The sequence below is a fragment of the Acidovorax sp. JMULE5 genome (assembly GCF_013376875.1).
Taxonomy (GTDB): domain Bacteria; phylum Pseudomonadota; class Gammaproteobacteria; order Burkholderiales; family Burkholderiaceae_C; genus Acidovorax; species Acidovorax facilis.
Genome location: NZ_CP035951.1, coordinates 1,829,203 through 1,851,380 on the forward strand (window position 1 = coordinate 1,829,203; position 22,178 = coordinate 1,851,380).

The window sequence follows — 22,178 nt, forward strand, 5'->3', positions numbered from 1 at the left end:
CCACGGGCCGCCACAATTTCCAGCGCCGGCTGCGCAGCGCCAGGATTTTGATAAAAACAGGCCCTGGCGCTTATCCTGATTGCGCGATCAGCTATTTAATTGATAGCAAAACTCTGCAAATAGATCAGCCGCTGGAAAGGACTCACACCATGAACGCCGCTCTCACCCAACTGGCAGCCGACTGCGGGCTGGCCAGCGACGCCCACACCCCGCTGCGCCTAGCCTTTGGCCTGGCCTGTGTGCAGCGTGTGCGCCATCTGCTGGAAGATCCGGAGGCCATCGCTGGCCTCGACGTGCTGGCCGCGTTCACGGCGGGCACGGTGGATGCGGCCACTTTGGCCAACGCAGCAGAGCGGCTGAAAGCGGTGGCCTCGCACCACCGGGGCTCGCAGTCGCTGGACGGGTCGGCCCATGCCGCCGTGTCGGCCACTTACGCCGTGGCCAACGCGCTGGCGGGCCGGGCGCTGGAGGCCGCCAGCTACGCGGCCTATGCCACGGTGTATGCCTATGGCGGGTATGCGGTGCAAGACCTCTCGGCGTTTGAGCCGGAGCACCAGTGGCAGGTGCAGGCGCTGCAGCGGCTGCTGGACGATGCGGCGACCCAGCGGTCGGCGAGGCCCCTTGCCGCCAGCCAGCCCTGCGCATGAGCCGCCAGCAGGTTCTCGCCGCGCTGGCCGCCCCGCTGCGTGCGATCCTGGAGGCCGAGCTGGCGCAGGGCAACGTCATCGACGAAGTGGCGGACAGGCCGCCCCGGTGCGAGTTGCTCGTGATCCTGCGCCGCCCTTTCGCGACGGCCTCCCCGACCGGGCCTGGCGTGGAGTTCACCGCCATCGAAGACCGGCACTACTGGAAGTCCGAATACAACCTCGATGGCGGTCGGCAGACGCTGGCGTGCGGTTTTGGCTGAGCCGGGTGATCAGACGTTAATGGCGGCCGCCGACCCGGCCTGCTTGCGCAGCTCAAACTTCTGGATCTTGCCCGTGCTGGTCTTGGGCAGTTCGCCAAACACCACGGCGCGGGGCACCTTGAAGCCCGCCAGGTGTTTCTTGCAGTGCGCCACGATGTCCTCGGCCGTGGTCTGCGCACCGGCCTTCAGCTCCACAAACGCGCACGGTGTCTCGCCCCACTTGGCATCGGGCTTGGCCACCACGGCGGCGGCCAGCACGTCGGGGTGGCGGTAGAGCACGTCTTCGACCTCGATGGACGAGATGTTCTCGCCGCCCGAGATGATGATGTCCTTGCTGCGGTCCTTGATCTTGATGTAGCCGTCGGGATACTGCACGGCCAGGTCGCCGCTGTGGAACCACCCGCCTGCAAAGGCCTCGTCGGTGGCCTTGGGGTTCTTGAGGTAGCCCTTCATGGCGATGTTGCCCTTGAACATGATCTCGCCCATGGTTTCGCCGTCTTGCGGCACGGGCAGCATGGTCTCGGGGTCCAGCACGCGCACGTCGCGCTCCAGGTGGTAGCGCACGCCCTGGCGGGCGTTGAGGCGGGCGCGCTCACCAATGTCCAGGGCATCCCAGGCCTCGTGTTTGGCGCACACGGTGGCGGGGCCATAGACCTCGGTCAGGCCGTACACATGGGTCAGGTCGAAGCCCATCTTTTCCATGCCTTCGATCATCGAGGCCGGTGGCGCGGCGCCCGCCACCATGGCCTTGACGCCTGCGGGCACACCCGCCTTCATGGCCTCGGGCGCGTTGACCAGCAGCCCATGCACGATGGGCGCGCCGCAGTAATGCGTGACACCGTGGGTGCGGATGGCGTCGAAGATAGCCTGGGCGTCCACACGGCGCAGGCACACGTTGACGCCTGCGCGCGCCGCAATGGTCCACGGAAAACACCAGCCGTTGCAGTGGAACATGGGCAGCGTCCACAGGTATACCGCGTGTTTGGGCATGTCCCACTCGAGCACGTTGCTGATGGCGTTGCTGGCCGCGCCCCGGTGGTGGTAGACCACACCCTTGGGGTTGCCCGTGGTGCCGCTGGTGTAGTTCAGCGCAATCGCATCCCACTCGTCGGCGGGCAGGCTCCAGGCATAGGTGGCGTCGCCGCTGGCCACAAAGGCTTCGTAGTCGGTGCCGCCCAGGCTTTGAACGGCGGGGCCATAAAGCGCGTCCTGCACCTCGATCACGCGGATGGGGGTAGTGCCCGTGCGCAGGGCCAGTGCCTTGGCCAGGGTGCCGGTGAATTCCGGGTCCACGATCACGGCCTTGGCCTCGCCATGGTCGAGCATGAAGGCAATGGCTTCGGGGTCCAGCCGGGTGTTGAGGGTGTTGAGCACCGCGCCCGCCATGGGCACACCAAAGTGCGCCTCCACCATGGGGGGCGTATTGGGCAGTATCACGGCCACGGTGTCGTTTTTTCCGATGCCTGCCTGCACCAAGGCGCTGGCCAGCTGGCGGCAGCGTGCGTAGGTCTGGGCCCAGGTCTGGCGCAGCGCGCCGTGCACGATGGCCAGGCGGTCGGGGTAGACCTCGGCCGTGCGTTCGATGAACGACAGGGGGGACAGGGCAGCGAAGTTGGCTTCGGTGCGGGGCAGGTGCTGGTCAAAGATGGAGGTCATGGGTCGGTGCTGAGAGGTAAACAGAACGCAGCCTACCGCCCCAGGCTGACTCAAACCCTTCGGCGGCGACTCTGCTTGATACGGTACATCGCCGCGTCGGCGCTGGCCAGCAGCGTGTGCGCGTCCTGCGCGTCGCGCGGGAACAGACTCACGCCGATGCTGGCGCGCACCGGGAAGGGTTGGCCTTCGATGTCGAGCGGAGACTCGAAGGCCTGCTCCAGCTTGGCAGCGATCTGCAGGGCCGCATCTTCGGAATCCACGTTCTCGCACAGCACGGTGAATTCGTCGCCCGCAAGCCGGGCCACGGTGTCGGCCTGGCGCACGGCCCCCACGATGGTGCGGGCCACGGCCTGCAGCACCAGGTCGCCCACGGCGTGCCCCCGCCCGTCATTGATGGCCTTGAAGTCATCCAGGTCCACAAACAGCAACGCGCAGTCACGCCCGCTGCGGCGCGACAGCTCCAGCGCCTGCGCCAGGCGCTGCTCGAACATGCGGCGGTTGGGCAGGCCGGTGAGTGCGTCGTGGTGTGCCAGGTGGGCCATGGCATCGCGGCTGGCGTTGAGTTCGGTCATCTGGCGCAGGATCTGCTGCTCCATGTCTTGAAAGCTGCGCGCCAGATCACCCACCTCGTCCTCGCGATCCACCGGCAGCACGCCGTGGGGACGGCCCTGCGGCAGTGCCTGCGTGGCGCGCACCATGGCTTTGAGGGGCTGGGTGACCACGCGTGAAACCAACGCCGCCAGCACCACCCCCACGGCACTCAGCACCAGCAGGATCTTGAGGATGCTGTTGCCCAAGTTCACCACCTCGCCCTGCACCGCCGCCAGTGGCTGCGAGAGCCCCACCACCATGAACCGATCTTCCCCCTCACGCCCAAAGGGCATGCGCACGAACGAGAAGACGCGGGCCTCTTCGTCTTCAGTGCCCGGCAGGCTGAGCACCACCTCTTCCTGGCGGCCCCCGACCAGTGCGGCCACGGGCGCAAAGCTGTCCTGGATCAGGATGCGCTGGCCCCGGTCGAACCCGAAGGTCTGGCTGGCGTCCGGGTGCACCAGAAAATCGCCCCAGCGGTTGCTGAGGAAGAAACCATAAGGCGCGGGCAGCGCTGTGTTGAAGCTACGCAGGAAATGCTGCGCCGCCACACGCACCACCACCACGCCACGCACCTGGCCCCCCCGCACCACAGGCGAAGCCATGCTGAATACGGGCAGCGGCTCGGCATCGGCTGCGCCTTCGTGGTTGATGCCGAACTCCGACACATAGACCTCGCCCGGCGCCAACGCCAGGGTTTCGAACACAAAGGGGAAGTGGGCCTTCTCCTGCAGTTCGTCCTCGCTGGCGCGGACCCACGCGTCGCCCGTGCGGTCGATGCGTACCAGCTCCAGGCCAAAGTCCTGCACGCCAATGAAGCGGATCTGCAGGTAGCTCGGGTGGGTGATCAAGCTGGCACGGAACACATCAGCCAGCACGTTCTTGTCCTGCTCTATGGCCGCCACACTGGCCAGAAAAGCCGTGTCGCGCGCCACGGTGCCAAAGCCGGCTTGCATGTGGCGCGCCAGCACCTGCGTGGTGGCCAGCAACGCCTGTTCGGCCCGCCCCTGCAGGCGCGTGCGGCTGGAATCAAAGGTGTAGTAACCCGCAAGAATGGCCGCAAACACACTGAAGGACGCGAGCAGCATCCCCAGCCGCAGCGCAATACCCCATTTCATGCGGGTTTTCATGGCTCAGAACCGGTTCGGTCGGTCGCCCGACAGGATGCGCTGCCACAGCTGCGCGCGGCGGGCCTCGTCCTCCACGGGCTCCAGCCATACGATGGCGCCTGCGGGGGCATCACCCGACAGCGCGGGCGGCTCTTCGAGAGTGTTGGCCAGGCCCTGACGCCGGGTCAGTTCGCGGCTGACGGAGGGTTCGAGCATGTAGTTGATCCACTCGGTGGCCAGCGCCACCTGGGTGGACCGGCGGGTGATGGCCCAGCAGTCCAGCCAGGCCAGCGCCCCTTCGCGCGGTACCACGTAGCCCACATCCAGCCCCGCATCCCGCAACTGCTTGAGCTGCTGCTGGCCATAGTTGGCATGCATGACCGCAATGCGGTGTTTGCGGAACAGCTCCAGCGACTCTTCGGGAAGGCTGTAAAACGAGCGCACGTTGCGGCGCAGGGCCACCAGATCCCGCGCCAGCGGGCCGAACTGCGCGGCGGGGATATGGAACGGCGCCATCCCCCGGTACATCGCAGCCAGCGAAAAACCGTGGCTGCTGCCGTCAAATACCAGCACGCGCCCGCGCCAGCGGGGGTCCCACAGCACGGCAATGGAGGCAGGCGGAGTAGTGATCTGCTGGCGGTCGTAGATCAGCCCCATCTCTGAATAGGTGTAGGGCATCGCATACACGTCCGAACCCTGCGCAATGCCAGCGATGGCATGCAGTTGCCGAAAGCGCGGCAGCTGCCGCTCGGTGTTGGGGATGTTGTGCACGGGCAACGGTGCGAGCAGCCGGCGGGCAACCAGCCGCGCAATTTCGGCCGTGTTGGCGGCCACCAAGTCAAAACCGGCTCCCTGGGGGTTGGCCAGCTTGGCACGCAGCACATCGTCAGAGGCGACGGTGGTGATCTCCACCTTGGCGCCATGGCGCTTCTCGAAAAACGCCACGATATCGGGATCGGCATACCCGGGCCAGGACAGCACACGCAGCACCGGCGCCGCCTGCGCGGCCGTGGGCCACAGGCCTGTTGCCACCAGCGGCAGCAGCACAGCCACATCCCGGCGCCGCAGCATGTGCTGCGCCGGGGTGCCTGCCCCACCCACCGCCTGGTGCCGCAACGTGACTGCCATGCCGAAAGCCCCGCTTCTGCAATATCTAGTAACAAATAGTTTACGCGGACAATACGGGGTGTGACGATCCCACAGTCTTTCATTCAGGAGTTGCTTGCCCGCGTCGATGTGGTCGACATCGTGGGCCGCTACGTGCCATTGAAGAAAGGTGGCGCCAATTTCATGGGGCTGTGCCCCTTCCACGGCGAAAAATCCCCCTCGTTCAGCGTCAGCCCCGCCAAGCAGTTCTACCACTGCTTTGGTTGCGGGAAAAACGGCAATGCCATCAGTTTCCTCATGGAACACGCGGGTATGGGGTTTGTCGAGGCGGTACAGGATCTGGCCCAGCAGGTGGGCCTGCAGGTACCGGACGACGACATCTCCCCACAGGAAAAAGAGCGCGCCGCCGCCGCCCGCCAAAAGCAGGCCACGCTGACCGATGTGCTCGAAAAAGCTGCCGACGCCTACCGCCGCCACCTGCGCGAGTCACAACGCGCTATCGGTTACTTCAAAGGCCGTGGCGTCTCGGGCACCGTGGCCAAGCGCTATGGCCTGGGCTATGCACCGGAGGGCTGGCGCAGTCTGGCCAGCGTGTTCCCGCAATACGACGACCCGCTGCTGGAAGAGAGCGGGTTGGTCATCGTCAACGACGAAGATGGCGGCAAGCGCTATGACCGGTTTCGCGACCGGGTGATGTTCCCCATCCGCAACGTCAAGGGCGAATGCATCGGCTTTGGCGGGCGGGTGTTGGGCGATGACAAGCCCAAGTACCTCAACTCACCCGAAACCCCGGTGTTCCACAAGGGGCGCGAACTGTATGGCCTGTTCGAGGCGCGCACCGCCATCCGCGAGCACGGCTACGCGCTGGTCACCGAAGGCTACATGGACGTGGTGGCGCTGGCGCAGCTGGGCTTTCCGAATGCTGTGGCCACGCTGGGCACGGCCTGCACACCTGAACATGTGCAAAAACTGCTGCGTTTCACGGAATCGGTGGTGTTCAGCTTCGATGGCGACGCGGCAGGTCGGCGCGCTGCGCGCAAGGCACTCGACGGCGCCCTGCCCCACGCCACGGACACGCGCAGCATCAAATTCCTCTTCTTGCCTGCAGAGCATGACCCCGACAGCTTCATCCGCGCCAACGGCACGGACGCTTTTGCCCGGCACGTGAGCGAGGCCGTGCCGCTCAGCCGCTTCCTGGTTGAATCGGCAAGTGATGGCTGCGATCTGGCCACCGCCGAGGGCCGCGCCCACATGGCCAGCAACGCCCGCCCGCTGTGGACGGCCCTGCCCGATGGCGTGCTCAAGCGCCAGGTGCTCAGCGATCTGGCGGACCTGACCCAGCTCAAGGCCCAGGACCTGGCCGACCTGTGGTGCCAGGCCACGTCGCGCGAGGCACCCCGGTCCTCCCACTCTGGCTACTCTGGCCACCCCGGCACAGGCAGTGCGCCAGCCCGGCAGGGCCCGGCGGCCTACGATCACGAACCGCCGTCCTGGGACGCCCCGCCCGATGCCGGAACGTGGCCGCCCCAAGGGGAACCGGCCGGAGGATATCCAGGCAGCTATGGCAATGGCAGCGGCTACAGCAACAACAGGCCCGCATTCCGCAAGGGTGGCGACTGGAAGAGCAACTGGAAGAAAAAGGACAAGGACTCCCCCTGGCCACCCCAGCCCCGCCTGCCACGCACCCCCACAGCCAGCCGCGCGGACCATGCTGCGCGCCTGCTGCTGTCGCACATGGTGTTTCTGGACGAGCTGACCCACGACGACCACACCACCCTGTGCGCGCAGCCCGCCCCCCACGGCCCGCTGTTCAGCTGGCTGGAAGCGCAGTTTCATGAACATGGCCCCCTGGCCTGGGCTGTACTGCGAGAAAGCCTGCGCGAGCACGAATGCGAAGCGCTGGCCGTCAAGGTGATGACGGGCTCGCACGCCCAGACTGAAGGCGCAATGCAGGAGCTGCGACTGGAACTGCGCGACCTGCTCAACCGCATGCAGATTGAAGACATCGAGGCACAGCAAAAGCTATTGATGCTCCAAGCGGCTGATGACCCGACGGCCCTGGAGCGTTACCGCGCTTTGGAACAAAAGCGCAGGGTTTTACTCGGCGTGGCTGCAAAGGCGGCTTGAAATCAGCGCCAAAGGTATAATGTAGGGTTAGTTATTGGCAAGAGCGACAGCAGCACCTCCGAGCCGGACCACCGTGACAAACGCGCACAACCGTCCAACCATCGCAAGGACTGCACACCAAATGATCGCCCAGACATCTTGCCCCTGAGGGCCTCCCCTCAAAGCGCAAAGCCCTCGTAGCTTTGCGTTGCCACCCGCGCCGGGACCTGAGGCGCTTGCGTTTTCTTTGTGTCCGTTTTTGATCCTGAGGTTGTTCCATGCCCGCTCAAAAGTCCGCGAAGCCACTCAAGTCTGCTCCAGGGTCCGCCGCAAAGGCTGCCACCAAAACCGCTGCCAAAGCCCCGGCCAAGGCTGCTTCTCAAAAAGCTGCCGCCGCGCCCGCCCCGGTTGCCAAGAAAGTGAAAACTGTGCCTGTGAAAAGTTCTGCCGAGCTGACCAAAGCTGCCGATGAATTGCTGAAGAAAAAGCCTGCCCGCGCCAAGGCTGCAGCATCCGACGACGAAGAAACCCCAAAGAAGCGCCCAGGCCGCCCTGCCAAGGCCGCTGGTGCCGCCGAAGCCAAAGCCCCCGCCAAGCGCGGACGCAAGCCCAAGGCTGCGGCCGCTGGCGACGAAGGCGGTGACGACACCGATCTGTCCGACATCGAGGCCGACCTGGAAGGTGAAGTCGAAGAGACCACCGAAACCGCAGCCACGGTTGAGAAGGTCAAGCCCCTGCGCATGAAGATCAGCAAGGCGAAGGAACGCGCCTTGATGAAGGAATTCGGCCTGGACGAAACCGTCCTGTCCGAAGAGGATATGGCCAAGCGCCGTGCGCGCCTGAAGGCCCTGATCAAGCTGGGCAAGACGCGCGGCTACCTCACCCACGTTGAAATCAACGACCACTTGCCCGACAAGCTGGTCGATGCAGAAACCCTCGAAGCCGTCATCACCACGCTGAACGACCTGGGTGTGGCGGTGTACGAGCAGACGCCCGACGCTGAGGCGCTGATCATCACGGACAACGCCCCCGCAGGCGCCACCGAAGAAGAGGCAGAAGAAGCCGCTGAAGCCGCGCTGTCCACAGTGGACTCGGAGTTCGGCCGCACCACAGACCCGGTTCGCATGTACATGCGCGAAATGGGCACCGTGGAGCTGCTGACCCGCGAAGGTGAAATCGAAATCGCCAAGCGCATCGAAGGCGGCCTGATGGCCATGATGGAGGCGATCAGCGCATCGCCCGCCACCATCGCCGAGATCCTGAATATGGGCGAAGACATCCGCGAAGGCAAGGTCGTGATCTCGACCATCGTGGACGGCTTCTCCAACCCCAACGAGGCCGACGACTATGTGGCCGAAGAAGACTTCGACGAATTCGACGAAGCCGATGACGACGACGGCAAGGGCGGCTCCAAGGCGCTGACCAAGAAGCTCGAAGAACTCAAGAAGCAGGCGCTGGAGCGCTTCGACAAGCTGCGCGAGCTGTTCGAGAAGGTCCACAAGGTGTACGACAAGGAAGGCTATGGCACCCCTGCGTACGTGAAGGCGCAGCAGGCCCTGTCGGCCGAGCTGATGACCATCCGCTTCACCGCCAAGACCATCGAGAAGCTGTGCGACATGGTGCGTGGCCAGGTGGACGATGTGCGCAAGAAGGAACGCGAGCTGCGCCGCATCATCGTGGACAAGTGCGGCATGCCCCAAGAGACGTTCATCAAGGACTTCCCGCCCAACCTGCTGAACCTGCAGTGGGTCGAAAAGCAGGCCACTGCTGGCAAGCCCTGGTCGTCCATCATTGCGCGCAACATCCCGCCCATCCAGGACCTGCAGCAAAAGCTGATGGACCTGCAGTCGCGCGTGGTGGTGCCACTGGCCGAGCTCAAGGGCATCAACAAGCGCATGAACGAAGGTGAAGCCACCTCGCGCGATGCCAAGAAGGAAATGATCGAGGCCAACCTGCGCCTCGTGATCTCGATTGCCAAGAAGTACACGAACCGCGGCCTGCAGTTCCTCGATCTGATCCAGGAAGGCAACATCGGCCTGATGAAGGCGGTGGACAAGTTCGAATACCGCCGGGGCTACAAGTTCTCGACGTATGCCACCTGGTGGATTCGCCAGGCCATCACCCGCTCGATCGCCGACCAGGCGCGCACCATCCGTATCCCGGTGCACATGATCGAGACGATCAACAAGATGAACCGCATCAGCCGCCAGCACTTGCAAGAGTTTGGTTTCGAGCCCGATGCGTCCATCCTGGCGGCCAAGATGGAGATTCCCGAGGACAAGATCCGCAAGATCATGAAGATCGCCAAAGAGCCGATCTCCATGGAAACGCCGATTGGGGACGACGACGACAGCCACCTGGGCGACTTCATCGAGGACGGTGCCAACACCGCCCCTATCGAAGCCGCCATGCAGGCCGGCCTGCGCGACGTGGTCAAGGACATCCTGGACGGCCTGACCCCGCGGGAAGCCAAGGTGCTGCGCATGCGCTTTGGTATCGAGATGACCAGCGACCACACGCTGGAAGAAGTGGGCAAGCAGTTTGACGTGACGCGCGAACGCATCCGCCAGATAGAAGCCAAGGCGCTGCGCAAGCTCAAGCACCCCAGCCGCTCGGACAAGCTGCGCAGCTTCATCGACTCGCTGTAATCCCTGCCCAGCCAGCGGCACACTGAACCCCAGCATTCGTTCAGTACAACGCCCTGCCCCGCAATTGCGGCGCAGGGCGTTTTTCATGGCCAATCCGTTGCGCAAGGCCCAGCGCGTTTACCCTGATACTCCCGACAGCAGACTGACAGCTTGGATGGTGACCATTGCCACCACGTCCAATCAAAAATTGGGAGACTTCCCTGCAGCGTTGCAAGCCGCCCTCTTGCGGCGAGGCTGCGCAGAGAAGCCGACCCTGCTGTCCGGTTGCGTGAAGGACATGCTTTTCACCCCCGCGTTTTCACGAGGTACCCCATGACCCCCCTCAGCCGCCGCAAGGCACTCGCACATGCTGCACTCGCCGCTACGGCGTGGACCGCTTTGACCCCGGCCGCATGGGCGCAAGCCAGCGCCACGGCAGCCCGCCCCACCGCCCCCAAGGCCCCCAAACTGGCGGGCACACTGCGCATCGTGATCCCGGCCAACCCCGGGGGCGGCTGGGACCAGACGGGCCGCGCGCTGGGAGCGGCCCTGGCCGCTGTGGGCGCAGCGGACCAGATCGAGTATGAGAACGTTGGCGGCAAGGGCGGCACCATCGGTCTGGCCAAATACGCCGAAAAATACGGCAACGACCCCAACACCCTGCTGATGGGCGGCATGGTGATGGTGGGTGCCGTGGCGCTGCAAAAGCCCGCCGTCGACATGAGCCACATCCAGCCCATTGCCCGGCTCACCAGCGATTACCTGGTGGCAGCGGTAGCCGCCAAATCCCCTATCAAGAACACCAAGGACCTGGCCGATGCCATGCGCGCCGACCTGCGCGCCCTGCCGGTGGCGGGGGGCTCGGCCGGTGGGGTGGACCACATCTTCGCCGGGGTGCTGGCCCGTGCCTCCAAGGCCAAGCCGGAAGACCTGGTCTACAAACCCTTCCCCGGTGGCTCTGAAGTGGTGGACGCCCTGGTGTCGGGCAACGCGGCGGTGGGGCTGTCGGGCTACAGCGAATTCAGTGATGCGATAGCCGCAGGCAAACTGCGCGCCATCGGCGTGTCGTCCCGCCGCAGCGCCTTCGGCCTGCCCTCCTTCCGCGAGCAGGGGCTGGATGCCACCATGGCCAACTGGCGGGGCGTGTTCACCGGCAAAGGGGTGCCCAGCGCCCGCATGGCCGAGATGCTGGCCGCCGTGGAGGCCGCTACCGCCCATGAATCCTGGCTGCGCACGCTCAAAAGCAATCGCTGGGAACCCTCTTGGCTGACGGGCAAGGATTTGGCAGAGTTCATGGAACTGGACCTCACCACGGCACGGGTGATGGTGTACCTGCTCAAGCTGAAGGCATGAAGTGCAACAAGGCCTCTGTGCGACTGCGGGGCGCCACCCTCGGGCCATACCGGTTTCAGGTTGCAGGCGACGTGCAGCAAGATGGAAAACCGAGATCAACCTTGGGAGCTGACCGATGAAAATGTCCAACCACTCCATCGGCGCACGCATGGCCACCGCACTGGGCCTGGTGCTCGCGCTCCTGCTGGGCGCTGCCCTGTTCGGCATTGCGGCGCTGTACAGCAGCCTGGGCACCTACGAGACCACGGTGCAGGAACGCGTGGCCCAGGAACGTGCGGTGAGCCGCATGGAAAACGAGTTCAAGACCCAGGTGCAGGAGTGGAAGAACACCCTGCTGCGGGGTGAGGATTCGCGCAAGCGCGAACTGCACTGGGCAGCGTTCCAGGCCAGTGAAAAGCGGGTGGCCGACGCCGCCAAGGCGCTGGAGCCGCAACTGACCGATGCGCAGGAAAAGGCAGCGCTGCAGAAATTCACCCAAGCCCACGCGCAGATGGCACAGGGCTACCGCAAGGGTTTTGAGGTGTTCCAGTCGCTCGGTTTTGTGCCCTCTGCGGGTGACGCGGACGTGGCCGACATCGACCAGGGCCCGGCCAAGCTGCTCACCGCACTGAGCGAGCAGGTGGCCGCCAGCAGCGCGACCATTGCAGAGCAGGCGGCCCTGAGCGCGCGGCGTGCGCTCATCAGCAGCCTGGTAGCGCTGGCACTGGTCACGGCCCTGGGCGGCTGTGCGGGCTGGCTGCTCACACGCTCGGTAGTGCGCCCGCTGCGGGTGGCGGTCTCGGTGGCCAACAAGGTGGCGGCCGGCGATCTGACCACCACCATCGAGGTCGATGGCAAGGACGAACCCGCGCGGCTGCTGGAAGCCCTGCGCACCATGCAGGAGAACCTGGAAAACGTGGTGTCGGGCGTGCGCAGCAACGCCGAGGGCGTGGCCAGTGCCAGCGCCGAGATTGCCCAAGGCAATGTGGACCTGAGCATGCGCACCGAAGAGCAGGCCTCGTCGCTGGACGAAACCACCTCTTCGATGCAGCAGCTGCAGGCCACCGTGCAGCAAAACGCCTCCAACGCCCAACGTGCCAGCGAGCTGGCCAAGAGCGGCGCATCGGTGGCCCAGCGCGGTGGCGACGTGGTAACGCAGATGGTGACGGTGGTTCAGGGCATTCAAGACAGCTCACGCCGCATTTCCGACATCATCGGCGTCATCGACAGCATCGCGTTTCAGACCAACATCCTGGCGCTCAATGCTGCCGTGGAAGCAGCCCGCGCCGGCGAGCAAGGACGCGGCTTTGCCGTGGTGGCCAGCGAGGTGCGCAACCTGGCCACCCGCAGTGCCAGCGCCGCGCGCGAGATCAAGGCGCTGATCCAGACCAGCGTGGAGCGCGTGCAGGCCGGCTCTGACCTCGCCCGCAACGCGGGCAGCACCATGGGTGAAGTCGTCTCGTCCATCCAGGGCGTGAGCGCGCTCATGGACGAAATCAGCCAGGCGAGCGCGGCCCAGACCTCCGACATGCTGCGCGTCACCCAGGCCATCGTGCGCATGGACGAAACCACCCAGCAAAACGCCGCCCTGGTGGAAGAAAGCGCAGCCGCCGCTGGCAGCCTGAGCGGCCAGGCCCGCCAGCTGGTGGAGGCCGTGGAGGTGTTCCGCCTGCGCCATCAGCAGCCGCAGCTTCAGAACCTTCACCACCACCCGGCTGGGCAGCGCGCCCTGACGGCACCGCAGGGCTGAGAATTGCTATAAAAAACATAGCTATCAGCGCTTATCAAATAAGCGCTAGCGCCCAAAAATCTTCAAATTGCGGCTCGAACGAGCGTAGCCTGACCCGGCAGACGACCTCATGCGGGGCGACGGCGCGTTACGCCCTTCGGGCAACCACTCCCCACACGGCAGCCCCGCGTCAATCCATCGTCACGTTGGCGTTTTTCACGACCTGCGCCATACGCGCCACCTCGGATCGAAAGAACGCGGCTGCTGGCTCCGGAGGGGTGAGCTTGATTTCGTAGCCCTGGGCGATGAGCGCGTCGCGCGCCTCGGGCATTTCCATCGCGGCCTTGAAGGCGGCGTACAGGCGTTGCAGCTCGGCCTTGGGCAGGCCGGCTGGCCCCACCGGGGCGATCCAGCCGTCGAGCTCGTAGCCCGGCAAGCCCTGCTCCGCAATGGTAGGCACACCGGGCAACGACGGCACGCGGCTGGCAGTGGTCACGCCCAGGGCGCGCAGCGCTCCCGACTTGATGTGCGCTGCCGCAGGCGCTACCGCCACCACGGCCAACTGCACCTGGCCGCCCAGCACATCGTTCATGAGCGGGCCCATGCCCTTGTAGGGAATGTGCTGGATCGACACCTTGGCCTGGTCCACGAACATGGCTGCGGCCAGGTGCAGGATGGTGCCGTTGCCCGACGAGCCGTAGTTGAGGACGCCGGGTTTGGCCCTGGCCAGCGCGATCAGCTCCTGCACGGTCTTGGCGGGCACCGAGGGGTGGGCCACCAGCACGAAGGGCGTGGCGCCCAGGATGGTGATGGGCGTGATGTCGGCGAGCGAGTCGAACGGGATGTTCTTGTACACGCTGGGGTTGACCACATGGTTGTTGGACACCACACCGATCACCGAGCCGTCCTTGGGCGCCCGCACGAACTGCGTGGTGCCGGTGATGCCGCCCGCGCCCGGCAGGTTCTCGATGACCACGGGCTGGCCCAGCGCCTTGGCCAGGCTGGTGCTGATGGCACGGATGGCGCCGTCGGCCCCCGAGCCCGCCGACAGCGGCAGGATCACGCGCAGCGGCTTGCCATCACCCTGGGCACGGGCCAGGCGGGGCAGGCCCCAGGCCACAGCCCCCAGCGCGGCGGCGCCGGTGGCGAGGGCCTGGCGGCGCGTGAGCACGCTGCGGGCGGCAGGCGTGTCGTGGGGTGAAGCGGGGGCAGTGGTGGTGCGCGGCATGGGTTTGTCTCCGGTCGTGGTCAGGGAACCCTGGGCGGTGGTCTGCGCCACATTGCTATGCCCGGGGATGGTTTCAAAAAATCAGGCGATGGCCCCGGCGGCGTGCAACGCCGCCACCTCATCGGCCGTGTAGCCCAGGCCCTGCAGCAGCTCGGCCGTGTGCTGGCCCAGGCGGGGCGGGTCGCAGCGCACATCGAGCCGCTGGCCGTCCATACGCAGCGGCATCAGCGTGATCTGCGCGGTCTGCCCGGCACGTTCGCCATCGGGCAGCGTGATGTCGGCCAGTCCGCCCGTGGCTTGCAGGTGCGGGTCGTCAAACAGTTCTTCGGGCCGGCGGATGGGTGCAAACGGCAGGCCGTGGCGTTCGAAGATCGCGGCCAGTTCGTCGGCCGTGTGCTGCGCCAGCCGCTCGCGCAGCACGGGCATCAGCGTGGGGCGGGCGCGTACGCGGTCGTTGTTGGTGGCCAGGCCGGTGTCGGCCTTCAGGTCGGCATAGCCCATGGCATCGCAGAAGGTCTGCCACTGCGCATCGCTCACGGCGGCCAAAAAGATCTGCCCGCTGTCCTTCACGCTGAACACGTCGTACACGGCCCAGGACGAAATGCGGTCGGGCATGGGCGCCGCCGGTTTGCCGGTAACGGCGTACTGCATCATGTGCTGGCCGACCAGGAAGACGTTGTTCTCGAACAGGGCCGAATCCACCTCCTGCCCCGCCCGGTGATGCCGCGCTGCATCAGCGCCGCCATCGCGCCAATCGCGCCGAACATGCCGCCCATGATGTCGTTCACGCTGCTGCCCGCGCGCAGCGGGTCGCCGGGGCGGCCGGTCATGTAGGCCAGGCCGCCCATCATCTGCACCACTTCGTCGAGCGCTGTGCGGTGCTCGTACGGGCCGGGCAAAAAGCCGGTGTGGTTGACGTAGATGAGACGCGGGTTGAGCTGCCTCAGCGCAGCGTAGTCCAGGCCGTACTTCGTCATCACGCCGGGCTTGAAGTTCTGCGCCACCACATCGGCCGATGCCGCGAGCTTGCGCGCCGCCGCCAGGCCCTCGGGGCTGCGCAGGTCGAGCGCAATGCTCTTCTTGTTGCGGTTGAACATGGGGAAAAAGCCCGCGCCAGCGCCCAGCAGGTGGCGCGTGCGGTCGCCGTCCACGGGCTCGACCTTGATGACCTCGGCGCCCAGGTCGGCCAGCACCATGCCGCAGGTGGGGCCCATGACCATGTGGGTGAACTCGACTACACGCAGGCCTTCCAGCGGCAGGCGGGGGGACGAGGGTGAAGATGGTGTGTCGTCGTTCATGTTCAGGGCGTTCCGAAAAGGGGTTCAGGCGGTTGCTGCTTCGTGCAGCGCGGCAGGTGCGGCATTCTGAGGCAGCCCTGCCTGCCAGAGCGTGCCATGCAGGGTTTCACCCGCCAGCCAACCGGCCACGCGGTGGCGCAGCGCGAGCAGCGCGGTCACGTCGATGCCGGTGGCAACGCCCATGCGCTCCAGCATGAACACTAGGTCTTCGGTGGTGACATTGCCGCTGGCGCCCGGCGCGTGCGGGCAGCCGCCAATGCCCGCCAGGCAGGCGTCAAAGCGCGTGATGCCCGCCTGCCAGGCGGCAACCACATTGGCCAGGCCCATGCCGCGCGTGTCGTGGAAGTGCGCGCAGGCCAGGCGCTCGCCCACCAGCGCACGCGCTTTGCCAAACAGGCGGGCGACCGAGGCCGGGTCGGCATAACCCACGGTGTCGGCCAGGCTCACGCGGTCGGCGCCCGCATCCAGCAGCGCTTGCATCAGGCGCAGCACTTCGCTCTCAGCCACCTCGCCCTGCAAGGTGCAGCCAAAGGCCGTGCCCACGCCACCTTCGATCAATGTACGGCTGCCGCTGGCGTCGCGCAGCGCGCGGATGCGGGCCACCTCGGCCACCACCTCGTCGGGGGTCTTGCGCAGGTTGGCCAGGCTGTGGGCGTGGCTGGCGGACAGGGGCACCACCACTAGGTCGGCACCACACTCCAGCGCGCGTCCGGCGCCTTTGTAGTTGGGCACGAGCACCGAGGCCACCAGGCCCGGCAGGGTTTTGGCGTGGGCCAGCACCTCGGCCGTATCGGCCAGCTGGGGCAGCAGCCGGGCGGGCACAAAGGAGCCGACCTCGATCTCGCGCTGGCCGGCGGCGTAGGCGGCGTTGATCCATTCGATCTTGTGCGCGGTGGAGACCACGGTGGCAATGCTTTGCAGGCCGTCGCGCAGACCCGCTTCGCGGACGGTGGCACGCGCCGGGGTGGTGGAAGCGATAGAGGGGGTAAGCACTGCGTTGTCTCCGGCGGGTGGTGTTCTGCCGTCGATTCTAGAAATTCCCAACAGAATCAGAAAATACATTTTGGAAGCCATATGATTCCAAGCAGGAATATCAAACACCTGGAGTCAAGCCCATGCGCGATCTGGACCTGCAGACCCTGCGCCTCTTTGCCGCCGTGTGCGAGCAGCGCAGCATCGCGCGCGTGGCCGAGCAGGAGTCCATCGTGGGCTCGGCCATCAGCAAGCGGCTGGCGCAGCTGGAAGACACCGTGGGCACACCCCTGCTACTGCGCAAACGCCGTGGCGTGGTGCCCACCCCGGCGGGCGAAACCCTGCTGGAGCACGCGCGCACCATGCTGGCCAGCGTGGGCCAGATTGAACGCGACATGGCGGCCTATGCCACCGGCACGCGGGGCCATGTGCGCATGCTGGTCACGGCCTCGGTGATGGCCGAATCACTGGCAGACGACGTGGCCGCTTTTCTGCAAGACCCGGCGCACCGCGACATCCAGGTAAGCCTGGAGGAGCGCGTGAGCCCGGACGTCGTACAGGGCATCCGCGACGGCAGTGCCTCCATCGGCATCTGCTGGGACGCGGCCGACCTTACAGGCCTGGAAACCAGCGGCTACCGTACCGACCACCTGGCCGTGGTGGCCCATGCGCTGCACCCGGTGGCCCAGCACCAGAGCGTGCGTTTTGCCGACGTGCTGGACCATGAATTCGTCAGCATGCCCGCACTGAGCGCCGTGCAGGTGCTGCTGGCGCGCGCTGCGGCCGTGGAGGGGAAGATGCTGGCGCACCGGGTGCTGGTGTCCAACTTCGATGCGGCACTGCGGGTGGTGCGGGCCAACCTGGCCATCAGTGTCGTGCCGCGCGAAGTGGCCCTGCCTTTTGCCCAGACTGCGCCCATCCGGGTGGTTCCACTGAGCGACCCTTGGGCCCGACGGCGCTTCGCCATCTGTTACCGCAGCGCCCAGATGCTGGCGCCGGCCGCACAGTTGCTGGTCAGCCACCTGGCAGGGCTGGGCCGTCAGGAATGACCGTCTAGGAGCCTGTCAGGCTTGGCGAATGGACCGCAGCGGTCCATTTTTGGCTTCGCCGCTCTTCGAGAACACTGCCTTTTTTGCCCCATAGCCGGGCTATGGGGCTGCAAATCCGGCAAAAGCTGTCCTCGCTGGGGCCAGTTTTCGCTTTCGACGCTCCAAGTCCTACAGGCTCCTAGAACCGTGGCCCTACCGCAACAGTTTGACTTGTAACACAGGTTTTTCGGGGTGTAGCGCATGTGTGGTGTGCGTTCTGAGCTACCAAACTTGTAGCAAAACGGGTTCCGCGCTATAGTCTCAGCGCATCACCGGGCCCGGCATTCGCCCACCCGAATGAATATTTGATCCAACACTTGCGCGAGGAGAAGCGTCCATGAGCTCCAAAGAAAATGCCGCCATCAACCAGTTGTTCGAGCGGCTCGAATGCCGTTACGCACTGCGCGTGCTGTGGGCCCTGAAGGACGGTCACCCCCAGACCTTCCGCCTGCTGCAGGACAGCGTGGGGGGCATCACCCCCAACACGCTCAACACCCGCATCAAGGAACTGCGCGAAGCCGGTTTTGTAGACCACGGCAGCGACGGCTACACCGTCACCCCCTCGGGCGCCGACCTGCTCAAGCGCCTGTCGGACGTGCAGGCCTTCGCCACCCGCTGGGTCGCTGGCCGCGCCAAAAAAGCCTGACGCCAAACAGCCCCCCCGCCCACTCAGGGAAAAGCCCCGCCGGACCTCCGCGCGGGGCTTTCGTTAAAATAGGGGTCAAAAATGCTGCTAGCGCTTAACCATCAAGCGCCAATAGCTCTTTTTTTAATAGCAAACAAGGAATTTCACCCATGGCACTGACCACCACCGCATCCGGCCTGCAATACGAAGACACCACCGTGGGCGAAGGCACCGAAGCCACCAAGGGCCAGAACGTGTCGGTGCACTACACCGGCTGGCTCTACAACAACGGCGAGCAAGGTGCCAAGTTCGACTCCAGCCGCGACCGCAACGACCCCTTCGAGTTCTCGCTGGGCGCGGGCATGGTCATCAAGGGCTGGGACGAAGGCGTGCAAGGCATGAAGATCGGTGGCCAGCGCACCTTGATCATTCCTGCCGCCCTCGGCTACGGCGCACGCGGCGCGGGCGGCGTGATTCCACCGAACGCCACGCTCAAGTTCGATGTGGAACTGCTCAAGGTCGGCCGCTGAGCACTGCGCCCTGTGACGCACTAAACACAAAGCGGCCTGGGGGCCGCTTTTTTGTGCCAGCACTTCACGCGTGAAACTGGTGCGCCTCCCGGGGGAGAGGATCCGGGCGCCTCAATCAAAAAGCGCTTCGTCCAGCCGCTTGAATTTGGCATCACCCACCGCCTCGCGGATCTTGGGTGCCAGCGCCGCCAGATCCTCGAAGCTGCCCGCCCCTTCCACCGCCAGATTCAACCGGAACCCGCGCAGCCCCAGCCCCGCTGTCAGCTCGGTGGCGATGGGGTAGGCCGCCTGGTAGCGCTCCTTGGGTGAGCGCCCGGAGCCCTCCAGCGGCGACGCCACCGTCCCCAGATCGGTGGCCGGTGCAGGCTCTGCCGTCGCATCATGCGGGGTGGCAAAAGCTGCAGGCAGAGACTGCCCCGGCAGCGGAGCCAGCAGTCCCTGCGCAATCATGGCCTGGACATCCTCCTGCGTGATCCCCATGGCTGCCGTGGCCGCCAGTATTTCGCCCGTAGAGCGCTTTCCGTCAAAAAGAATAAATGCCGAGCGCTGGCGTGAGCTGAGGCTACCGCGCCGATCCTTGAGCGCTTCCTGCCCTGCCTGCGTTTTGACGAGAACCATGAATCTCCTTGAGCTGAACCATTGTGGTGTGACCGAAGCTCACCCCGACAGGTAAGCTTTTACGCCCCAGATTCTCACGTTTGCGCAGGCTTGGTAATCGGGGTTTACGCATAACCCATTAGCAGGCGCACGGGCAGGGCACTCCAGCCTGCCAACGCAAGCCCCCCCTACATCTCGGACCGGATGCGCGGCAGCGCCGGGGCAGGCCGGGTCAGCCAGCTCACCACCACCGTCGCTATCAAGCCGGTAGGCACGCCAAACACCCCGGCCGAGACGGGCTGAATACCAAACCACAGCCCGTCTGCCAGCATCCAGCTGGGCAGCGCGCGCATGGCGGGCACATGTGACAGCAGGTAGTACACCGCCACGCCAAGCCCTGCCAGCATGCCCGCCACCGCCCCCTGCCGCGTGGTGCCGCGCCAGAAGATGCCCAGCACCATCACCGGCACAAAGGCCGAAGCCGCCAACGAGAACGACGCCGACACCATTGGCAGAATCTCAGAGGGTTTGAGCGCCGCTACAAATGCCGCCGACAGGGCCACGGACAGCAAGGCAAACTTGCTCAGAATCACACGCTGCTCCGGCGACGCCTGGCGCTTTGCGTCCTGAAAATACAGGTCGCGCACCAGGGCGTTGCTGATGGTGAGCAGCAGCCCATCAGCGGTAGACAGCGCCGCCGCCAGCCCGCCAGCCGCCACCAGGCCCGACACCACATAGGGCAAGCCCCCCAGCTCCGGCGTGGCCAACATGATGAGGTCGGCCCCCAGCCGGATCTCTCCAAACTGCACGATGCCGTCAGCGTTCACGTCTTCCACCGATAACAGCGAGCTGTCCACCCGCGCCCATTGGGCCATCCAGGTGGGCAAAGCCTCGAAACTGCTGCCCACCAAGTTTTGCATGACCTCGAATTTCACCAGCACCGCCAACGCGGGCGCACTCAGGTACAGCAAGGCGATGAAAAACAGCGACCACGCCACCGATGCCCGCGCCGCCGACACCGTGGGCGAGGTGTAGTAGCGCGTGAGCAGGTGCGGCAAGCCTGCCGTGCCCACCATCAGGCAGAACATGAGCGCCAGGAAGTTGCGGCGCGTCAGCTCGTAGTCGCGTTGCTCGTCGGGCGTGCCCTGCGGGTCACCCACATACGCCTGGCTGTGGAGGGGCAAGCCGCCCAGGGGACGCGCACGCTCGTAGTTCTCGCGCATTTCGCGGGTCCAGCGTTCGCGCGCCGCTGCGGCATCGCGCGGCAGGGCCGCCAGCTCGCGGCTGGCCGTGACGATCAAACCTACATCGGCGTTCTGGGTGCGCAGCGCGCGAATGCGCTCCCGCCCTTTCTCGCGCTCCCGCTCCAGGGCGCCTTCCACATCACGCAGCCGCGCCTCAAAATCCTGGGCGCGCCGCAGGTAGGTCTGCACCACCTGATGCTCTGCGGGGGAATCGAGCAGCTGCGCTTCCAGGTCGGCGATCTTGCTGATCTGCGCGCCATAGACTGCGGGCGCCAACGGGTTGCCCAATTGTTTGTACGCCAGCCAGGAAACCGGGATCAGGAACGCCAGCAGCACCACCACATACTGCGCCACCTGCGTCCAGGTGATGGCGCGCATGCCACCGAGGAAGGAGCACAGCAGCACCCCGCCCAGGCCCAGCATGATGCCGATCTCGAACTGCACACCGGTCAGGCGCGAAGCGATCAGCCCCACACCGTAAATCTGCGCCACCACGTATGTGAACGAACAGAGCACTGCCGCCAGCGCCGCAATCACACGCGGCCACCGGCCGCCAAAACGCACATGGAAAAAATCGGGCACGGTGTACAGGCCCATGGCGCGCAGGTGCGGCGCGATCAACATCGCCACCAGGCAAAAGCCTCCCGTCCACCCCAGCAGATAGGCCAGCCCCCCGGCCTGCCCCGGTGTGCCGGAAAAACCCTGCAGGTAAAGCGCCCCCGACAGACTGATGAACGATGCGGCACTCATCCAGTCTGCCGCTGCCGCCATGCCGTTGTACATGGGCGGAATGCGCCGACCCGCCACGTAGTATTCCTCGGGGTCAGTGGTACGGCCATAGACACCGATGCCAGCGTAGACCATCACCGTGAGGAACAGAAAAATGGGCCCGATCCAGTGCCGCGAAAGCCCCTGGTGCTCTGCCCAGGTCATCAGCGCCAGAAAGGCCAGCACACCGGTCACATACAGCGCCAGGATGCGGTGCAACCGCCACAGATAGGCCCGGTCGGTGTCGGAAGAATTGTTTTCAGCCATGGTCAGCCGTGGGGGCGGTCCGCGTCGTCCGAAAGGGCTGCGGCATCCGCTGCGAGGCGCTCCGCATCCTGCCGTTCGAAGCGGTTCATGGCCCAGCCATAGACCACCACAATGCCAATGAACACCAGCACTGCCCCCTGCGCCGCAATCCAGTAACCCAGGGGCCAGCCGCCAAAGACCAGCACCTGCAGGTCCCGGGCGAAGTAGGTGGCACCAAACGACACCAGCGCCCATAGCAGCAGCAAGCCGGCCTTGAGCTTGAGGTGCCGCACATCGTGCAGATCGGGCGGGAACGGGCCCGCCATTTCGGCATCTGCAGAACGCCGGTGCTGCTGCGGGGGCTGCATCACAGGCACAGCATCAGGGACGCAGTGGCGGGTGGTGCAGTCGGCACATG

17 protein-coding genes and 1 pseudogene are annotated in these 22,178 nt (G+C 65.6%); 9 read left to right on the plus strand and 9 right to left on the minus strand.

Features of this window, described 5'->3' with window-relative positions; translation table 11 throughout:
- Positions 1 to 149 precede the first annotated feature (149 nt).
- Positions 150 to 647: a hypothetical protein gene (locus EXV95_RS08245; RefSeq protein WP_176886469.1), complete on the plus strand. Its 498-nt coding sequence runs from the start codon at positions 150 to 152 to the stop codon at positions 645 to 647.
- Positions 644 to 907 carry a hypothetical protein gene (locus EXV95_RS08250; RefSeq protein ID WP_176886470.1) on the plus strand — a complete coding sequence of 88 codons (264 nt, stop codon included), beginning with the start codon at positions 644 to 646 and terminating at the stop codon, positions 905 to 907. The genes EXV95_RS08245 and EXV95_RS08250 overlap by 4 nt, the downstream gene beginning before the upstream one ends.
- 9 nt (positions 908 to 916) lie before the next feature.
- Here EXV95_RS08250 and EXV95_RS08255 read toward each other — a convergent pair whose 3' ends face one another.
- The 3 genes from EXV95_RS08255 to EXV95_RS08265 are packed head-to-tail and all read right to left on the minus strand — an operon-like array spanning position 917 to position 5,391.
- Positions 917 to 2,563, minus strand: a complete 1,647-nt coding sequence (locus EXV95_RS08255; protein WP_176886471.1) for an acyl-CoA synthetase — start codon at positions 2,561 to 2,563, stop codon at positions 917 to 919.
- Positions 2,564 to 2,613: 50 nt separating this feature from the next.
- Positions 2,614 to 4,284 carry a diguanylate cyclase domain-containing protein gene (locus tag EXV95_RS08260; protein ID WP_255484960.1) on the minus strand — a complete coding sequence of 557 codons (1,671 nt, stop codon included), beginning with the start codon at positions 4,282 to 4,284 and terminating at the stop codon, positions 2,614 to 2,616.
- Between the two features lie 3 nt (positions 4,285 to 4,287).
- Positions 4,288 to 5,391 carry a PotD/PotF family extracellular solute-binding protein gene (locus EXV95_RS08265; protein ID WP_176886472.1) on the minus strand — a complete coding sequence of 368 codons (1,104 nt, stop codon included), beginning with the start codon at positions 5,389 to 5,391 and terminating at the stop codon, positions 4,288 to 4,290.
- A gap of 60 nt (positions 5,392 to 5,451) precedes the next feature.
- Between EXV95_RS08265 and dnaG the strand changes: the two genes are divergently transcribed.
- From dnaG to EXV95_RS08285, 4 genes are all read left to right on the plus strand, one after another.
- Positions 5,452 to 7,497 (plus strand): DNA primase, encoded by a 2,046-nt coding sequence (gene dnaG, locus EXV95_RS08270; RefSeq protein WP_176886473.1) that lies wholly within the window; start codon positions 5,452 to 5,454, stop codon positions 7,495 to 7,497.
- 257 nt (positions 7,498 to 7,754) lie between these two features.
- On the plus strand, positions 7,755 to 10,124 hold the full coding sequence (gene rpoD / locus EXV95_RS08275) for an RNA polymerase sigma factor RpoD (RefSeq protein WP_176886474.1): 2,370 nt from the start codon (positions 7,755 to 7,757) through the stop codon (positions 10,122 to 10,124).
- 312 nt (positions 10,125 to 10,436) lie between these two features.
- Complete coding sequence (locus tag EXV95_RS08280; RefSeq protein WP_176886475.1) at positions 10,437 to 11,456, plus strand: tripartite tricarboxylate transporter substrate binding protein; 1,020 nt, start codon at positions 10,437 to 10,439, stop codon at positions 11,454 to 11,456.
- Positions 11,457 to 11,571: 115 nt separating this feature from the next.
- On the plus strand, positions 11,572 to 13,185 hold the full coding sequence (locus tag EXV95_RS08285; RefSeq protein WP_233559230.1) for a methyl-accepting chemotaxis protein: 1,614 nt from the start codon (positions 11,572 to 11,574) through the stop codon (positions 13,183 to 13,185).
- A 169-nt stretch (positions 13,186 to 13,354) separates the two neighbouring features.
- On the opposite strand, the gene EXV95_RS08290 is transcribed toward EXV95_RS08285, so the two are convergent.
- The 3 genes and pseudogenes from EXV95_RS08290 to EXV95_RS08300 form a co-directional block, all read right to left on the minus strand.
- Positions 13,355 to 14,392 carry a tripartite tricarboxylate transporter substrate binding protein gene (locus EXV95_RS08290; RefSeq protein WP_176886476.1) on the minus strand — a complete coding sequence of 346 codons (1,038 nt, stop codon included), beginning with the start codon at positions 14,390 to 14,392 and terminating at the stop codon, positions 13,355 to 13,357.
- Positions 14,393 to 14,473: 81 nt separating this feature from the next.
- Positions 14,474 to 15,690 (minus strand): annotated as a pseudogene (locus EXV95_RS08295) (CaiB/BaiF CoA transferase family protein).
- 24 nt (positions 15,691 to 15,714) lie between these two features.
- Complete coding sequence (locus EXV95_RS08300) at positions 15,715 to 16,683, minus strand: hydroxymethylglutaryl-CoA lyase (RefSeq protein WP_370460218.1); 969 nt, start codon at positions 16,681 to 16,683, stop codon at positions 15,715 to 15,717.
- Between the two features lie 122 nt (positions 16,684 to 16,805).
- On the opposite strand from EXV95_RS08300, the gene EXV95_RS08305 reads away from it, so the two are divergent.
- From EXV95_RS08305 to EXV95_RS08315, 3 genes are all read left to right on the plus strand, one after another.
- Complete coding sequence (locus tag EXV95_RS08305; RefSeq protein ID WP_176886477.1) at positions 16,806 to 17,711, plus strand: LysR family transcriptional regulator; 906 nt, start codon at positions 16,806 to 16,808, stop codon at positions 17,709 to 17,711.
- Between the two features lie 376 nt (positions 17,712 to 18,087).
- Complete coding sequence (locus tag EXV95_RS08310) at positions 18,088 to 18,396, plus strand: helix-turn-helix domain-containing protein (RefSeq protein WP_010464095.1); 309 nt, start codon at positions 18,088 to 18,090, stop codon at positions 18,394 to 18,396.
- A 149-nt stretch (positions 18,397 to 18,545) separates the two neighbouring features.
- On the plus strand, positions 18,546 to 18,905 hold the full coding sequence (locus EXV95_RS08315; protein WP_121420623.1) for an FKBP-type peptidyl-prolyl cis-trans isomerase: 360 nt from the start codon (positions 18,546 to 18,548) through the stop codon (positions 18,903 to 18,905).
- Positions 18,906 to 19,016: 111 nt separating this feature from the next.
- Here EXV95_RS08315 and EXV95_RS08320 read toward each other — a convergent pair whose 3' ends face one another.
- The 3 genes from EXV95_RS08320 to EXV95_RS08330 form a co-directional block, all read right to left on the minus strand.
- A complete protein-coding gene (locus EXV95_RS08320) occupies positions 19,017 to 19,523 on the minus strand; it encodes a hypothetical protein (protein ID WP_055398686.1) in 507 nt (168 codons plus the stop codon).
- Between the two features lie 167 nt (positions 19,524 to 19,690).
- Complete coding sequence (locus EXV95_RS08325; RefSeq protein ID WP_176886478.1) at positions 19,691 to 21,781, minus strand: VC_2705 family sodium/solute symporter; 2,091 nt, start codon at positions 21,779 to 21,781, stop codon at positions 19,691 to 19,693.
- Between the two features lie 2 nt (positions 21,782 to 21,783).
- Positions 21,784 to 22,128 carry a DUF4212 domain-containing protein gene (locus EXV95_RS08330; RefSeq protein WP_055398688.1) on the minus strand — a complete coding sequence of 115 codons (345 nt, stop codon included), beginning with the start codon at positions 22,126 to 22,128 and terminating at the stop codon, positions 21,784 to 21,786.
- Between the last annotated feature and the right edge of the window lie 50 nt (positions 22,129 to 22,178).

Bases quoted from the DNA above. Each gene is read 5' to 3' on its own strand.
- EXV95_RS08290 (WP_176886476.1), bottom strand. From the start codon at position 14,392: ATGCCGCGCACCACCACTGCCCCCGCTTCACCCCACGACACGCCTGCC.
- EXV95_RS08260 (WP_255484960.1), bottom strand. From the start codon at position 4,284: ATGAAAACCCGCATGAAATGGGGTATTGCGCTGCGGCTGGGGATGCTG.
- EXV95_RS08280 (WP_176886475.1), top strand. From the start codon at position 10,437: ATGACCCCCCTCAGCCGCCGCAAGGCACTCGCACATGCTGCACTCGCC.
- rpoD (WP_176886474.1), top strand. From the start codon at position 7,755: ATGCCCGCTCAAAAGTCCGCGAAGCCACTCAAGTCTGCTCCAGGGTCC.
- EXV95_RS08330 (WP_055398688.1), bottom strand. From the start codon at position 22,128: ATGCAGCCCCCGCAGCAGCACCGGCGTTCTGCAGATGCCGAAATGGCG.
- EXV95_RS08315 (WP_121420623.1), top strand. From the start codon at position 18,546: ATGGCACTGACCACCACCGCATCCGGCCTGCAATACGAAGACACCACC.
- EXV95_RS08310 (WP_010464095.1), top strand. From the start codon at position 18,088: ATGAGCTCCAAAGAAAATGCCGCCATCAACCAGTTGTTCGAGCGGCTC.
- EXV95_RS08320 (WP_055398686.1), bottom strand. From the start codon at position 19,523: ATGGTTCTCGTCAAAACGCAGGCAGGGCAGGAAGCGCTCAAGGATCGG.
- EXV95_RS08255 (WP_176886471.1), bottom strand. From the start codon at position 2,563: ATGACCTCCATCTTTGACCAGCACCTGCCCCGCACCGAAGCCAACTTC.
- EXV95_RS08325 (WP_176886478.1), bottom strand. From the start codon at position 21,781: ATGGCTGAAAACAATTCTTCCGACACCGACCGGGCCTATCTGTGGCGG.
- EXV95_RS08265 (WP_176886472.1), bottom strand. From the start codon at position 5,391: ATGGCAGTCACGTTGCGGCACCAGGCGGTGGGTGGGGCAGGCACCCCG.
- EXV95_RS08285 (WP_233559230.1), top strand. From the start codon at position 11,572: ATGAAAATGTCCAACCACTCCATCGGCGCACGCATGGCCACCGCACTG.
- EXV95_RS08305 (WP_176886477.1), top strand. From the start codon at position 16,806: ATGCGCGATCTGGACCTGCAGACCCTGCGCCTCTTTGCCGCCGTGTGC.
- EXV95_RS08245 (WP_176886469.1), top strand. From the start codon at position 150: ATGAACGCCGCTCTCACCCAACTGGCAGCCGACTGCGGGCTGGCCAGC.
- EXV95_RS08250 (WP_176886470.1), top strand. From the start codon at position 644: ATGAGCCGCCAGCAGGTTCTCGCCGCGCTGGCCGCCCCGCTGCGTGCG.